We start from the raw sequence: 15,313 nt of genomic DNA, 5'->3' as shown, positions 1-15,313 counted from the left end.
GATCGGTCCTCTCGTCGTGGTGAGATGAGATGTGCCGGAACGGGTTACGCCGTCGCGCGGGCCGCGGCGACGAGCCGGGTGGTCGAGTAGCCGGGCAGCACCGGCACCAGCACGATCTCGCCGCCGTGCCGGTGCACCGTGTCGGCCTCGGGCAGGTCGCTGCCCGCGTAGTCGTCGCCCTTGACCCACACGTCCGGCCGCAACCGCTCGAGCAGCCCGGTCGGCGTCGGCTCGTCGAAGACGACGACGGCGTCCACGGAGGACAGCTCGAGCAGCACGCGCGCCCGGTCGTGTGCCGGGACCACCGGGCGGTCGGCGCCCTTGCGGCCCCGGATCGACTCGTCGGAGTTCAGGCAGACGATCAGTGCGTCGCCCAGGCTGCGGGCCTGCCGCAGCAGCGAGATATGGCCCGGATGCAGCAGATCGAAGCAGCCGCCGGTGGCGACCAGCCGGCCGCCGGACCGCCGCACCCGCTCGGCCAGCGCGAACGGATCGTCTCCGGAATCGTCGCGCCGGTCGTCGGCGGGCGGTTCGGCCGCGGCCGGTGCGCCGCCGTCGCCGACGAATGCCGCTGCGGCACAGACGGCTTCGTGCACCGCCTCCGGTATCCGCTCACCACGCCCCAGCGCGGCCGCGGCCGCGACCGCGAACCGGTCGCCCGCGCCGCAGGTGTCCGCGCCCGGCGCCACGCGCAACGAGTACGGGACGGGCGTGGTCAGCGTCGTGTCGGTGCCCCGGTCGTAGCAGACCGCACCGTCCGGCCCGACCGTGACGGCCACGGCGTCGGCGCCCCAGCGCATCGCCAGCAGGCGGGCGCGGGCGTCGGTTTCGTGGTCGGGTGCCAGACCGGCCGCCTCGCTGTGGTTGGGGGTGACCAGGCGCACGCCGGGCACGGGCCGCTCGCCGCGCGGATGCGGGTCCCAGACGACGGGCACCCGGGTGGCCGCGTCGGCGAGCAACTCGCGCAATTCGGGGTTCGCCACCACGCCGCGGCCGTAGTCGGCCACCAGAACGGCGCTGGAATTGCGCAGCGCCCAACGGATCTCGTCGGTGAGCGGCAGTGCCGCGGCATGCCCGTCGCCGGAGTCGATGCGCACGATCGACTGGCCGTCGGCGCGCGCCCTGGTCTTGCACACGGTGTCGCCGACCAGCGGCAGCGCCAGCACGGTGACCTGCGGGGCCAGCAGCTCGCGCAACCGATCGGCGGCCGCGTCCGTACCGAGCGCGGTGATCAGTACGACGCGCTCGACGGCAGCCCGGCGCGCCAGGATCGCGGCCAGCCCCGCGCCGCCCGGGCGCTCGGACCGGTGCGACTCGTCCAGGACCGGCACCGGCGCCTCGGGGCACAACCGCCGTGCCGTGCCGTCGATATCGACATCCAGCAGGGTGTCACCGACGATCACCAGCGGCCGGCTCACGGCGTCACCGCCAAGACCGTGTCGAGCGCGTCGCACAGCGAGTGGATGAGCACCAGATGCATTTCCTGCACCGTGGCGACGCTGGGCGCGTCGACGGCGATGGCGTCGTCGCACAGCGACGACAGCGGATTGGGCGCGGGTCCGGTGACCGCCCAGGTGAGCACGCCCACGTCGGCCGCGGCCTTGGCGGCGGCGACCACCGCGGGACTGGTGCCGCTGGTGGAGAACAGCATCAGCACGTCACCCGGGCGGCCGTGCGCGACGACCTGCCGGGCGTAGAGCTGTTCGGCGCCGTAGTCGTTGACGATCGCCGTGCCCGCCGAGGTGTCGGCGTGCAGGGCGATGGCCGACAGCGGGCGGCGTTCGTCGCGGAATCTGCCGACCAGTTCGCCCGTCAGGTGCTGCGCCTCCGCGGCGCTGCCGCCGTGCCCGCACGCCAGCAGCCGCCCGTCGCGGGCATAGATATCGGCGAGCTGCTCGCCCCAGCGCCGCACGCGCGGGGCCACGTGCGCGTTGTCGTCCAGCGCGGTGGCGAGCGAGGCGAAATGGGCGCGGATCGAGTCGGCGGGCCTGCCGCCGCCGGTGGTGTCGGGTGGGGCTCCGGATTCGGTCATGGCGTCCTGTCCTTTCCTCGGGTGCGCGTCAAACGCCTGACGGCGGAGACGATTTCGTCATCGGAGATGCCGTCGAGGCAGGGGTGGCCGCGAACGGGGCAGACCCGGGCGCGGCTGCCCGCGCAGGCCGCCTGCTGGTCGCCGAGCAGCACGTGCGGCACGCCGTAGGGCGCCCAGCGCGCGGCCGGTACGACCGGTGCGAACAGCGAGACGACCGGCGTCCCGACCGCGGCCGCGACATGGGCGGGGCCGGTGTTGGGCGCCACCACGGCGCGGGCCTGCCGCATCACCGCCGCGAGGGTCGCGAAATCGGTCTTTCCGCCGAGATCGGTGGCGTCGGCGCCCGCGACCTCGGCGGTGAGTTCCCGTTCCGACGGCGCGCCGGTGACGAGGACGCGGTGCCCGGCGGCGACGAGCGCGGCGGCGGCCGACCGGCTGCGCGCGGCCGACATCCGCCGCGCGGGCACCGCCGCGCCGGGATGCAGCACGACATAGCCGGGTTCGCCCGCCAAGCCGCGAATATCGGGCAGTGCCGGGCGAATTCGCAGCCGTCCGTCGTCTTGCGGATCGGGGGTGAAGCCCGCGGCGGCGGCCAGCGACAACGCGCGCTCGGGCTCGGGAATGTCGTCGTCGACCAGATGACGCACGTCCAGCAGCGAGCCCGGATAGTCCACGCTGATCGCCGAGATACGCCGCACCCCGGCCATCCGCAGCACCAGCGCCAGCGGCAGCGGGGACTGGTGGAACGAGGTGAACACCACCGCTTCGTCCAGGTCCAGCGCGCGCAGCCGGTCGATCAGCGCCGTGATCGCCTCCTCGGTCAGTTCCGGCGGCTCGAGATCCACCCAGGGCGCGTGGTATTCGACGATCTCCGCGACGCCGGGCAGTAGTTCGGCGGCCGCCCGCCCGCGAGGCCCGCACAGGAACACGACCGGGCCCGCGTGCCGGGCGAGGGCGCGCACCGCCGGTCCGCACAGCAGGACGTCTCCGGCGCTGTCGAGTCGCGCCGCCAGCACCCGCCCGGGCCTCATCGCGCACCCGCCAGCGCCAGTTCGACGGCCGATTCCAGGTCGGGGGCGACCAGCGCGGCCGACTTGGCGCGAATGATCTCCTCCGGCAACGTCTTCGCCGTCGGCACCAGGATGGCGCGGGCGCCCGCGGCGAGCGCCGCCTCGACGTCCGCGCCGATGTCGCCGACGACCACGCACCGCTGCGGGGGAACCCCGAGCGCCGCCGCGGCCGCGGTCACCAGGCCGGGTTTCGGTTTGCGGCAGGCACAGTCGTCGTCGGCGTGGTGCGGGCAGAACTGCCAGGTGTCGAACGGGCCGAGCAGTTCCTCCACCCGATCCATCACCGCCCGCAGCTGTTCCGGGGAGATCAGCGCCCGCGCCACACCGGACTGGTTGCTCACCACACCGAGCCGCACCCCGGCCGCCCGCAGCCGGTCCAGCACCTGCCGCGAGCGCGGAACCGGCTGCACCAGTGCGGGATCCGACAGATAGGGGACATCGACGATAAGGGTGTCGTCGCGGTCGAACAGCAGTGCCAGCGGCGGCGTGGCGACCGGCCGCGGGCGGCGCGCCCGGCGCGCGACCTGCCACTCGCCGCGCAGCCGATGCCAGCATGCCGCGGGCGGAATCAGCACACTGGTCACCACCATCGCGGTGATCTCCGGCAGGGTGCGCGGCCCTGCGGCAATGCGCCGCGCGGCGAATTCGGTGGTGCCCGTGAGCCACAGCGCGGTGGCCGCGGCGGCCGGTCCGCGCCGGCGGAGCAGCGTGCAGGCCACCGCCGCCAGCCCGGCCGCTGTGACGGCCGCGTGCCGCCTCAGCCGCCCGCCGCCCTCGCCGATCTGTTGCCGCCAGGTCGGCCCGAACTTGTTCCGCAGCAGCGCGTTGTCGGCGTTGCCCGCCTGCGCGCGCAGCGAGGACAGCAGCGAACCCGTCGCGGGCGGGTGGGTGGTGACGCGGGCGCCGGCGGCGATGTGCCTGCCGGTCCGCACGATGCGCAGCGCGAGATCGGAGTCCTCGCGGTAGGCCCGCCGGAACCGCTCGTCGAAGCCGCCGACCTCGGCGAGCACCGCCCGGCGGTACGCCATGTCCGCGGTGATCCAGCGCGAGGTGGCCAGTGCGGCGGTGCCGCGTTCGGCGTCGGTGGGCAGCCGACCGGCGGGCAGCGGCACCCAGATCCGGGCCTGGGATCCGGCGGCGTCGGGCGGCAGCGGCGTCAGGTCGTCGGCCAGGCGCGTGCGCCAGTCCGCCGCGGGCACCACGTCGTCGTCGAGGAACACGATCCATTCCGAATGCGCCGACCGCCAGCCGACATTGCGGGCGGCGGCCGGACCGCGGCCCCCGGACCGCACGACGCGCAGCGGAATGCCCACGTCGGGCAACGGAAGTGGAGCGTCCGGCCCGGCCCGGTCCGGGGGGCGGTCGTCCACGACGACGATCTCCGCGGGCGCCGGCCCCTGGGACCGGTCGACGGCGCGGAGCACCGCCGTCAGCCCCGCGCGCCCGATGGTGGGGATCACGATCGTGTAATCGAGTGCCGCGCTCGCCATGGGTTACCGCCGAACCACGAACGGACCGATGGCGAGCAGGTCGATCGGCGCGGAGCCGAAACACTCGAGTGCGTCGCGCGGCGAATCGACCATCGGACGGCCCGCGGTGTTGAGGCTGGTGTTCACCACGACGGGCAGCCCGGTGCGGTCGCCGAACCGGCCGATGGTGTCGGCGAGCAGCGGATGGCCGGCCCGGTCGACGGTCTGGATGCGGGCCGTGCCGTCGACATGGGTCACCGCGGGCAGCCGGTCGCGCCACGCCGGATCGACGTCGTGCACGAACAGCATGTACGGGCTGGGCAGCGGTCCGCGGCCGAAGATCTCCGCCGCCCGCTCGGCGAGCACCATGGGCGCGACCGGCCGGAACTGCTCCCGGCCCTTGACGGCGTTGAGCCGCTCCAGATTCGCCGCGTAACCCGGATGCGCGAGCAGCGACCGGTATCCGAGTGCGCGCGGACCGAATTCGGCCCGGCCCTGGAACCACGCGACGATGTCGTTGCGGGCGAGCGCATCCGCGACCGTGCCCGCGAGATCGGCGGGCCGCTCGTAGCGAATGTGCGCCTCGCGCAACGTTTTCTCGATCTCGGCGTCGGAGAAGCCGCGGCCGAGTGCGGCGGTGGTCATCGGGTCGATCGCCTCACCCGCCTCGGCGGCGATGGTCAGCGCCGCACCCAGGGCCGTACCCGAGTCGCCCGCGGCGGGTTGCACCCAGACGTCGTCGAACGGCCCGGCGTCGTAGAGCGCGGTGTTGGCGACGCAGTTGAGCGCGATGCCGCCCGCGAGGGTGAGTTTGTCCGCCGACGTGGCCGAGTGCAGCCAGCCGCACAATTCCAGCAGCACCTCCTGCAGGCGCAGTTGTACCGACGCCGCGAGGTCGGCGTGCTCGGGCCGCATCGGTTCGTCCGGGGCCCGCCGCGGCGCGAGGTCGTCCCAGTCGATCGGCTCGGTGCGGAATCCGCCGTCTCCGGTGCTGAACACCTTGTCGCGCAGCGTGTTCAGAAAGCGCGGCGTTCCGTACGACGCCAGCGCCATGACCTTGTACTCGTCGCTCGAGCGCGCGAAGCCGAGATGGGTGGTCAGGTCCTCGTACATCAGGCCGAGCGAATGCGGCAGCGACTGGGTGGCCAGCACGTCGAGCTTGCCGTCGCGGTATTCGCCCGCCAGCATCGAGGTCGACTCGCCGCGGCCGTCCAGGGTCAGCACCGCGGCGTCGCCGAACGGCGCGGCCAGCCCGCAGGACGCCGCGTGCGCGACGTGGTGCCGCACGAACCGCACCTTCCCGGGGTCGAGTCCGGGCAGCGCCGTCGCGAGGAAGTGCGGGGCGCGTTCGGCGTACTGGGTGCGCAACGGCTCCCAGCTCGGATCCAGCCCGCCCAGACCGTAATCCACCTGGCTCGGGTCGTAGGAGTAGCCGACGGCGTCGATCTCGCCGGGCGTCAGGCCCGCCTCGGCGAGGCACCACGCCGCCGCCTGCGCGGGCTGCTCCCACGCGGAGAACGGCACCGGGCGTTTGCCGTGTTTGCGACGGCTGAACCGTTCCTCCTCGGCGGCCGCCACGATCTTGCCGTCGACGACGACCGCCGCCGCCGAATCGTGAAATATGGCATTGATTCCCAGTACACGCATCGAACACCTCCCGTGGGTGCTAGCAGGGGCCGTGCCCACCGGCGATCTACCCGGCGGTTACCGCGGTAAACGACGTCCGTTCCCGGCGCTCGGCGAACCACGACAGCGTCCGCCGCAGTCCCTCCGCCGCGTCGACCGTGGGCTCCCAGCCCAATTCCGCACGGGCGAGGCCGATGTCGGGGCATCGTCGGCGCGGATCGTCGATCGGGATGTCGAGCCGCCGGATCGGGGAGCGGCCGCGGCCGAGTCGCTGGATGAGCGCGGCGATCTCGTTGACCGTCATCTCCTCCGGATTGCCGATGTTCATCGGGCCCGGATGCCCGGATTCGGCCAGGGCGAGCAGTCCGCGAACCGTGTCGTCGACGTAGCACAGCGAGCGGGTCTGTTCGCCGTCGCCGTTGATGGTCAACGGTTTCCGGTCCAGCACCTGCTCGATGAAGGCGGGCACCATGCGGCCGTCGTCGGCGCGCATGCCCGGTCCGTAGGTGTTGAAGATCCGGGCGATGGTGGTGTCGGCCAGACCCTCGCGGCGATACGCCGACACCAGCGCTTCGGCGTACCGTTTCGCCTCGTCGTAGACGCTGCGCGGGCCCACGGGATTGACGTTGCCCCAATAGTTTTCGCGCTGCGGGTGTTCGGCGGGGTCGCCGTAGACCTCGCTGGTCGAGGCGAGCAGCAGGCGGGCGCCGTGGCGGCGGGCCAGCTCGAGCGCCGCCGCCGTGCCGTCCGCGCCCGCCTTCAGCGTCTGCACCCCGAGGCGGGCGTAGTGGACGGGGGAGGCGGGGGAGGCCAGATGCGCGACCAGGTCGACCGGCCCGATCTCGGGGAGCGGTTCGGTCACGTCGCAGCGCAGGAACCGGAAACTCGGATGGCCGTCCAGCTCTTCGATATTGGCCGGGTCGCCGGTGGCGAAGTTGTCCAGCCCGACGACCGCCGTGCCGCGTCGCAGCAGCGCCCGGCACAGGTGCGCGCCGATGAATCCGGCGCACCCGGTGACGACCGCGCGGCGGAATGTGTAGCTGCTGTTCATATCTCGGCCTTTCACGACTTGGTCCGCCCGGCGACGGCGGTGCGCGCCACGGTGTCGGGTAGGACGGCGGTCGGCTGGACGCTGTGGTAGACGCGCAGGGTGTCGGCGGCGATGCGATCCCAGGAGTACCGCGAGCGGGCGCGGCGGTGTCCCGCGTGTCCCATGGCCGCGCGCTGCTCGTCGTCGGCGAGGATCTCCGCCACCGTCTCGGCCAGCCGGTCCGAATCCCGCGGCGGCACAAGGCGTCCCGTCACTCCGTCCAGCACGGTGTCCAGCAGGCCGCCGACGGCGGAGGCCACCACGGGCGTGCCGCAGGCCATCGCCTCCAGCGCCACCATGCCGAACGGCTCGTACCACGGCGTGCACAGCACCAGGTCGGCTGAGCGCATCAGGGCGGGCATGTCGTCGCGCGACACCGGGCCGAGCAGCCGCACCCGGTCGGCGACGCCGCACCGCCGCGCGATATCGCGCAGGCGCTCGGCCTCGGCGTCGTCCTCGAGTCCGCCGCTGGGTGAGCCGCCCGCGATGAGCAGTTCGGCGCCGGGGAGTTCGGGCAGCGCCAGGATGGCGGTGTCGAAACCCTTGCGCGGCACCAGCCTTCCGACGGCGAGCAATCGGTGGCCCGCGGCCCGCTCCGGCCGCGGGCCGGGAACGAAACGACGCAGATCCACCCCGCAGGGCACCACCGATGCCCGCGTGGTCGGCAGTCCCAGCCGCGCCAGCTCGAACACCTCGTCACTGCAGGTCGCCGCTACCCGGGCGGCATTCTGCGCGACCATGCGCTCGGCGCGGATGCGGCACTCCGGGCTGGTGTCGTCCTGCCCCTGATAGCGCTTCTTGACCACGCCGAGGGCATGGAAGGTCTGCACTACGGGTACCGCTGGTTGCCGCGCGGCCTGCTCGGCGGCGATCCCCGACATCCAGAAATGCGCGTGCGCGACATCGGGCCGATCCTGTAACCAGCGCTCGCGCAGCCATTCCCCGAATTCGCCCATGTACGGGAGCAATTCGTCCTTGGGCAGCGGGCCGGGCGGTCCGGCCGGGACGTGCACCACCCGGTAGCCGTCGGGCGTGTCCACCTGATCCGGCAGCGCCGGGTCGTCGCGCCGGGTGTACACGGTGACCTCGGCGCCGCGCCGCACCAGCGCGGCCGACAGCTCCGCGACATGCACGTTCTGTCCGCCGGCGTCGACGCCACCGATCGCGGCCAGCGGGCTGGCGTGTTCGGAAACCATCGAGATCTTCATGGTGCGTACTCCCAACTGTCGACGGATGCGAGTCGCTGCGCGGCATGCCCCGAAAACGTCTCGCCGAGCAGGTGATCCCAGTTCGCCAGGAACGTGGTGAGCCCGTGGTTGGCCAAAACCCAACGCCGGGCGGCCGATCCGACCACCCGGGCCCGTTCGGGGTCCCGGACGAACTCGCCGATCGCGTCGGCGAGCACGCGCGGGTCGGCGTCGACGACACCCACGTCGTCCGGGAACGTCGCCGCCGCCTCGGTCGCCGCCAGCGCGACGATCGGCATGCCGAGATGCATCGCCTCCAGCACCGACAGCCCGAGCGAGGTCCACCGTGGCGTGTGCACGAACACCCGCCGCCGCGCGACCGCGCTGTGCAGCGACGCCTGCTCGAGATCGCCGAGCCCGCGGACGCGGCTCGCCGGTACGTCGAGCGCCGTGTGCAGATCGTCGGTGTCGATGCCGAAGACGTCGATGGGCGCGGCGGCCGACAGTGGTGCGAGCAAATCGGTGCCGGTGACGCGCATCCGGCGGACCGGCTCGTTGATCATCGTCACGGCGTGCGGCAGCGCGCCGCTGTAGCGGTACCCGGGATCGACGATCCCGTGCCGGACGACCGTGGTCGGGCAGACCCCGTTGTCCCACATCACCTCGTTGAAATGGGTGACGTGCACCAGCGGGATGTCCGTGCGGTCCGCCAGCACGTGCCGGGTCGAGGCGGCCGGGCCGCCGGGCGCGTTGTGCTCGACGTAGATCGCGGGGAGGTCGATACCGGGCCGCAGGCCCAGCCAGCGCTCGGTCAGCTCGAGTTCGTGCGGCCGCTGCAGGATCACGAGATCGACGCCCATATCCCGCAGCAGGTCGGGGGAGACGTCGATCGCCGAGTCGGGCCACGGCCGCCCGCACCGCCCGCGGCCCCACGGGCCGCCCTCCGGGAGCCGCGGCAGCAGATAGGTGTGCCCGCCTCGCACGAACGACGTGGTCCACGACCCGTGCACGTGCCAGACCAGGATGCGGAGCGGCTGCAAACAACCTGCGTCGTATTCGGTCACGCTGTGCGGTTGCCCTCTCGGGCGTGTCGAAAACGTCGCACCGACCCACTTGTCGATCTCGAATCTTCGATGCGCGCCGAAAAACCCCCGCAGGTACGCGCAAAAACCTCGCCGGACGGCGTTGCCGAGCCCGGCGAGGTGGGATCGTCCCGGAGCGGCCGCCGTGGTTGCTACCTATTTGCGGCCGACCGGGTTCAGATCAGCTGGCCCTAGCCCAGTACCGGACGTCGCGGCACTGGGTGAGGAAGTCGGTCACCGATGCGCCGGAGGCCGCCAGGTCGACGACGCCCGCGTCGAGGGTGCCGCCGAGTCCCGCGGCGGCGAACAACGCGCCTGCCTCGCGGTGGGCGATGAACTTGCAGTGGGCGTAGGCGTCGCTGACGAAGTCGCGGGCCGGCGCCAGCCCCGCGAGTTCGGCAGCCGCCTTGTCGGTGGCGAGGATGACGACGGCGTCGTAGAGCACCGAGGGCGCGCCATCGATCTTCTGGTCGGCCTCGACACGCTCACCGTCGTCGGTGACCACACCACCGACCTTCGCGGCGACGATCTCGAGCATGGCCTGTTCGGCCTGCACCGCCTGGCGCAGTTCGGACAGCAGTTTCGCGTCGGCGCCGTCGGTCACGAGCACGCCGATCTTGCGGCCCGCGAAGGTTTCCGGCCCGTTCAGCAGGATGCTCAGTGCGGGTGACGGCTCCAAATCGTGGCGCGGCTCGCGTGCGCACCGGGCCGGTTCCGGCAATTCGGGCAGGCCCAGTCCGTCGGCGACCGCCTCGGCCAGATCCTCGTCGACATTGCGCAGCGCGGCGACCACGCGGGCGCGAATGTCCACCCGGTCGCACTTGCTCAATTCGAAAACGAACGCGTCGATGATGTGCTGCTGTTCGACGCTGGTCTGGCTGGCGAAGAACTGATGCGCCTGGCTGTAGTGATCGGCGAAGCTCTCGGCGCGCAGGCGGCGCTTCGGGCCCGCCTCGGTATCGGGGTAGGTATGGAACCCCCGCTTCGGGTCCTCGCGCGGGCCCTTGATCTCGTCGGGCCAGGAATTGGGTTCGTAGTTGGCCCGCGTGGTCGGGTTGACCATCGCCATGTGGCCGTCCTGCTGGAAGGTCGCGAACGGGCACCGCGGCGCGTTGACCGGCAGATGGGTGAAATTGGGGCTGCCCAGGCGCTTCAGCTGCGTGTCGAGATACGAGAAGTTCCGGCCCTGCAGCAGCGGATCATCGGTGAAGTCGATGCCGGGAATGATGTTCTGCGTGCAGAAGGCGACCTGTTCGGTCTCGGCGAAGAAGTTGTCGACCACTCGGTCCAGCACCAGCTTGCCGACCCGGCGGACGGGGACCTCTTCCTCCGGAATGATTTTCGTCGGGTCGAGGATGTCGAAGCCGAACCGGTCGGCGAATTCCTCGTCGAACAGCTGCATGCCGAGTTCGTACTCGGGAAAGTCGCCCGCCTGGATCGCGTCCCACAGGTCGCGGCGATGGAAATCGGGGTCGGCGCCGTTGATCTTCACGGCCTCGTTCCACACCACCGACTGCAGGCCCTGCTTGGGCTTCCAGTGGAACTTCACGAAGGTCGACTTGCCCTCGGCGTTCACCAGGCGGAACGTGTGGACGCCGAAGCCCTCCATGAACCGGAACGACCGCGGAATGGCGCGGTCGGACATGATCCACAGCAGCATGTGGGTCGACTCGGGGGTCAGCGAGACGAAATCCCAGAAATTGTCGTGCGCGGTCTGCGCCTGCGGGAAGCCGCGGTCGGGTTCCTGCTTGGCCGCGTGGACGACATCGGGGAACTTGATCGGGTCCTGGATGAAGAAGACCGGAATGTTGTTGCCCACCAGGTCCCAATTGCCCTCGCGGGTATACAGCTTCACCGCGAATCCGCGCACGTCGCGCGCCAGGTCGAACGAGCCCTTGTTGCCCGCCACGGTGGAGAACCGGACGAACGCCTCGGTCCGGCGGCCCGCCTCCTGGAAGGGATCGGCCCGGGTCAGCTCGGTCAGCGGCTCATAGTTCTCGAAATAGCCGTGTACGCCGAACCCGCGGGCATGCACCACCCGCTCCGGAATGCGCTCGTGATCGAAATGAAAGATCTTCTCGCGGAAGTGGAAATCCTCCAGCAATGCCGGACCGCGCTCGCCGGAGCGGAGTGTGTTCTGATCGTCGCCGACGACCACACCCTGCTGCGTCGTCAGCCGAACATCATCCCCCTGCGCCTGCTGATGCGTCTCGCCACCGTTCCCTGGCTGATCTGCACGATTTTCGGTCATTCCGCGGCCTCCTGCCGGTGTACGCCGAACCGATCGGACATCGGAGCCCTACCCGGCGCGAAGGTGAACAAACGTGGCGGCATCGCCGACGTCCGCTCAACACAGGTCGACCTCGCCCCACAGACGGCGGATCGGGCAGGGACGTCCACCGCCCCCGGGCTCAGGTCCAGCGCGACCTATCGGCCCCGACCCTCCTCGAACCCGACCGCAACGCCGCCTGTTGGTCTACGCAACTCATACCGTGCAAGGCTTTCGAAGAGCACGAGCGGCAGCCCCACACGAGACACTTCCTGTCCGAGCGCGACAGTTACATCTCTTCTGTCCGAGTCGAATTCCTGACCCCAGCCGCCGAGAACGGTCTCCCCATCGTGGGTTGAGCGCGGTCTGCGCAAGTTATGACAGATTCCCAATATTGATGATCGCGGTCGTCACGAGTTCTTCCTCGGGTCGGCGCTTCGACGCCTACTCCGTTTTCGAGTATGCCGAGAGCAACGCACCGACGACTTCCGGTGTCGTCTCCGCCACCGCGCTGGCGGTCAACGGCCCGCCGTTCCGGGCGCGGTGCGCGACCATCGCCGCCCTGCCGTGAACGTGCGCCGCGACCTCTCCGACATCGAGCGAGGAAAGTCCCGCTGTCATCAGCGCGGCGGCGATTCCGGCGAGTACATCACCGGCTCCGGCGGTCGCGAGCCACGGTGGTGCTTCCGCTTGGCTGGCCGCGAATCCGGAGGGCTCGACGATGATCGTCGTCGGGCCTTTCACCCACACCGTGGCGTCGAGCGCGCTTGCGATGACGTGGCCGTAATGCATTGGTCTGGACTCGATTTCGAGTTGCGCGGCTTCACGAATTCAGTGCACGAACCAAGACGTCGAAACGGGGTGCGTCGGGCCAGTGTGGACGCATGATGCCGATGCGGTGCCAGCCCCACTTGCGGTAGCGCTCGTAGGCACGCTCGTTGTCCGGATCGACCAGTAGCGTTGCGCGAGTTTCCGGGCGTGCGCTCAGGAGTTCGTCGTGTAGGGCGTGGGCGATACCGCGCCCGGTGTGTTCGGAGCAGACCATGATCTCGCTCAGGGCGAAAGTGCGGGTGCCGTCCTCGGCGATGAACGCGTCCCGGTCGATGGTGGGATCGTCCAAATCCAGTGCGTCCCACCATCTTGCGTTCACTTGCAGTGGCCATCCCCAGGTCTGCCCTGCGGGCTCTCCCTCGATGCGTGCCACGACCAACTCGAACCCGGGGCTGCGAGTGTACGCGTCGAACCGCGACATGAACTCGGTCGGGGAATGGAACAGGTCGCCCGAGGAGATCGCCTCGACGTACGACCGTAGGTAGATATCCTCGACGAGGCTACGTAATCCCTGTGCTCGGCGTGCGTCGTAATGATCGAATGTCAACGTGTCACGAAAGCTCTTGGTCATACGGGGAGGACCCTCTTCCTGAGTGCGTCGTACCGATCGCAGAAGTCGCTGCCGATTGCGGTCTCACCCGCAACTTGTCGGACCGGCTCCAGGGCGCGCAACGTTCTCGTGGAGGAGACCGTGGAAAGCCCCTCCAGTACGGGAAGACCCTGTTCGATCGCTCCACGAATATCACCGATGTTTACTCGGCTGGCGGCGGACCAAGCCCGCACGTTGAGGGAGTTGCGGTGACCGGTCAGGCGCGCAGCCATGGCCGTATAAAGGTCCGCTTCCCGAACGGCCTCACCGAGGTCGCCGTAACCACGCGCTTCATGGCCCGCGACTTCCGAGTGCGTAACGAAACGAATCCACTGCGGACACTGCGATGTCGGCTCGAATTGCGCAGCGGCGTCCATCTCCCGCCATGCCGTGGCTATCGCCCTGCCGAACGCGGCGCGATCACCCAGCACACCTTGCGCTGCTGCCTCCCGAACGGCAATCAAGGCATGGATTCGCCCCGGTGGCCGCCCTCGCATCAAGTCTCGGGCACGATCCGTCAGCTTGACCGCCTTGTAGGGACTGCCCTCACCGGATCGGGCTAGCGCGATCGACTGGTTCGCCGTGTTCAAACAGGTATGCGCGATGAGGTCAGCGTCGTCGGCTTCCGTTCCCAATGCCATCGCATCCGCGTAGCATCGCCGTGCAAGTTCGTGACGATCGGCGTCGAATGCGAGCCAACCCGTCAGTACCGCCAACTCTCCTGCGGCACTGGCGAACGCGTTGCCGGTTGCCGTGTCGTAGGCGCAGGTGTCGAGTATCGACTTCGCATGCGCCAATCGGTGGACGGCGAAGTCGACCAAGCCCGCACCGCCTATCCGTTGGTCTTCTTCACCTAATGCATCAATACCCTGCCGCAGTCTGCGAACGTCGGCCATGCCGATTCGTCCCGGGGCGTCCGGAACCAGTGCCGCCACGCCCGCCACGGCCGCGAGCTTGCCGAATTCTCGTCGTCTCACGTCGTCATCGACTTCCCACGTTCTCGGCCCGGACAGAGTGGGATCCGGACCGGCCGACATCTCTTCTGCGGTTGTGCCGCTATGAACAGGATGCCCGCCGATGTGTGGTCGTGCACGGAGAATCTGCGACCAGAATCTTTCTCGCTGTGCGGGCTTCAGTTGTGCGTACGCGGTATCGAGCGCTTCGGCGGAGCGCCCTTTCACCGGGCGCCCTTCGGCTGCCTTCTGTTCCCACTTCTGAATCGTCTCGACCTTGAACCCCAAGGCTTCGGCGAACTCCTCCTGCGTCATCCGCAGGGCGGCGTCGCGCAACGCGCGGACCTCGGTCCTGGTCCATGTACTCACGATCATCGCCGCCCCCTGGTCGTCGCCTCCACGCTCGGTAGGGGAAGCGTACGACCTTCGTACGAGCTTTGTGGCTGGGATCACCCACAGCACTCCGGAACCCTTGGAGCAGGCCATTTCCGCATCGGCCACTTCATCACAACAGGGAGGTCTGCGTGCCCATAACGAGGCTGCGGTGATCGACGGTGAGCGCACGACGCGGGTCGACGGGCTCCTGGCCGTATGGCGGCCCACTCACGACTCGAGGAAGGGAATCGAGGTGCTGGCAGTGCACGACACCGGAGCGCCCCAGGAGGTGGTGACGTTCGCTCCGGGTACCGATCTGGCGGAGGCGCGGGCGCAGCGTCCGGGATGGGATCGGTTGTGGGACAAGGTGAGACACGAATTCTGGCGTGAGGTCGCTTCACCCGCAGGTGGCGCCGTGCTGTCGGCTCGCGCCAACAGTCACCCGTCGCATACTGCCCCCGGGTGGCGGAGCGGGGACGTGCGATGAACCCGGACCGCGAGCTTCCGCAACGACCCCGGAAACCGGATATCGGCAGGCCGCCCACCCTCACCTACACCGCCAGCCCCGACACAATCGCGAGATTCCTTGTGGCGCTGCGGAAATGGGACCCGTCGTGCACCGTCGAGGTCGCGCCGGTCGATGGCGAGCGGGCTTGCCCCTCGCGGCCGCTGTGGTGCTTGCGGGCGTGGACGAACTGATCGGCGCACCGCCACCCGCCATGAACGGGGCACGTTGGTGT

12 protein-coding genes are annotated in these 15,313 nt (G+C 70.2%); all 12 read right to left on the bottom strand.

Features of this window, described 5'->3' with window-relative positions:
- Positions 1-44 precede the first annotated feature (44 nt).
- The gene (locus NWFMUON74_RS21575) at positions 45-1,418 is read right to left on the bottom strand and encodes a PfkB family carbohydrate kinase (protein WP_187683646.1); all 1,374 of its coding nucleotides are present in this window, start codon (positions 1,416-1,418) and stop codon (positions 45-47) included.
- Positions 1,415-2,032 carry a D-sedoheptulose-7-phosphate isomerase gene (locus NWFMUON74_RS21570; RefSeq protein WP_187683645.1) on the bottom strand — a complete coding sequence of 206 codons (618 nt, stop codon included), beginning with the start codon at positions 2,030-2,032 and terminating at the stop codon, positions 1,415-1,417. Before NWFMUON74_RS21570 ends, NWFMUON74_RS21575 begins: the two co-directional genes overlap by 4 nt.
- Positions 2,029-3,063 carry a glycosyltransferase family 9 protein gene (locus NWFMUON74_RS21565; protein WP_187683644.1) on the bottom strand — a complete coding sequence of 345 codons (1,035 nt, stop codon included), beginning with the start codon at positions 3,061-3,063 and terminating at the stop codon, positions 2,029-2,031. Before NWFMUON74_RS21565 ends, NWFMUON74_RS21570 begins: the two co-directional genes overlap by 4 nt.
- Positions 3,060-4,592: an HAD-IIIA family hydrolase gene (locus NWFMUON74_RS21560; protein WP_187683643.1), complete on the bottom strand. Its 1,533-nt coding sequence runs from the start codon at positions 4,590-4,592 to the stop codon at positions 3,060-3,062. Before NWFMUON74_RS21560 ends, NWFMUON74_RS21565 begins: the two co-directional genes overlap by 4 nt.
- A gap of 3 nt (positions 4,593-4,595) precedes the next feature.
- On the bottom strand, positions 4,596-6,218 hold the full coding sequence (locus NWFMUON74_RS21555) for a carbamoyltransferase family protein (protein ID WP_187683642.1): 1,623 nt from the start codon (positions 6,216-6,218) through the stop codon (positions 4,596-4,598).
- Between the two features lie 46 nt (positions 6,219-6,264).
- Complete coding sequence (locus NWFMUON74_RS21550; RefSeq protein ID WP_187683641.1) at positions 6,265-7,248, bottom strand: NAD-dependent epimerase/dehydratase family protein; 984 nt, start codon at positions 7,246-7,248, stop codon at positions 6,265-6,267.
- Between the two features lie 11 nt (positions 7,249-7,259).
- On the bottom strand, positions 7,260-8,495 hold the full coding sequence (locus NWFMUON74_RS21545; RefSeq protein ID WP_187683640.1) for a glycosyltransferase: 1,236 nt from the start codon (positions 8,493-8,495) through the stop codon (positions 7,260-7,262).
- The gene (locus NWFMUON74_RS21540; protein WP_197987083.1) at positions 8,492-9,484 is read right to left on the bottom strand and encodes a glycosyltransferase; all 993 of its coding nucleotides are present in this window, start codon (positions 9,482-9,484) and stop codon (positions 8,492-8,494) included. The genes NWFMUON74_RS21545 and NWFMUON74_RS21540 overlap by 4 nt, the downstream gene beginning before the upstream one ends.
- Before the next feature lie 253 nt (positions 9,485-9,737).
- Positions 9,738-11,807: a catalase gene (locus NWFMUON74_RS21535; protein WP_187683639.1), complete on the bottom strand. Its 2,070-nt coding sequence runs from the start codon at positions 11,805-11,807 to the stop codon at positions 9,738-9,740.
- Positions 11,808-12,269: 462 nt separating this feature from the next.
- Entirely contained in the window at positions 12,270-12,632 is a 363-nt protein-coding gene (locus NWFMUON74_RS21530) for an NAD(P)H-hydrate dehydratase (RefSeq protein ID WP_269475358.1), read from the bottom strand.
- A gap of 16 nt (positions 12,633-12,648) precedes the next feature.
- The gene (locus NWFMUON74_RS21525) at positions 12,649-13,227 is read right to left on the bottom strand and encodes a GNAT family N-acetyltransferase (protein ID WP_187683637.1); all 579 of its coding nucleotides are present in this window, start codon (positions 13,225-13,227) and stop codon (positions 12,649-12,651) included.
- Entirely contained in the window at positions 13,224-14,573 is a 1,350-nt protein-coding gene (locus tag NWFMUON74_RS21520; protein ID WP_187683636.1) for a helix-turn-helix domain-containing protein, read from the bottom strand. Before NWFMUON74_RS21520 ends, NWFMUON74_RS21525 begins: the two co-directional genes overlap by 4 nt.
- Positions 14,574-15,313: the final 740 nt, after the last annotated feature.

The sequence above is a fragment of the Nocardia wallacei genome (assembly GCF_014466955.1).
Classification (GTDB): Bacteria; Actinomycetota; Actinomycetes; order Mycobacteriales; family Mycobacteriaceae; genus Nocardia; species Nocardia wallacei.
The sequence above is the reverse complement of the archived record's forward strand: the minus strand, read 5'-3'. Positions and strand labels throughout refer to the sequence as shown.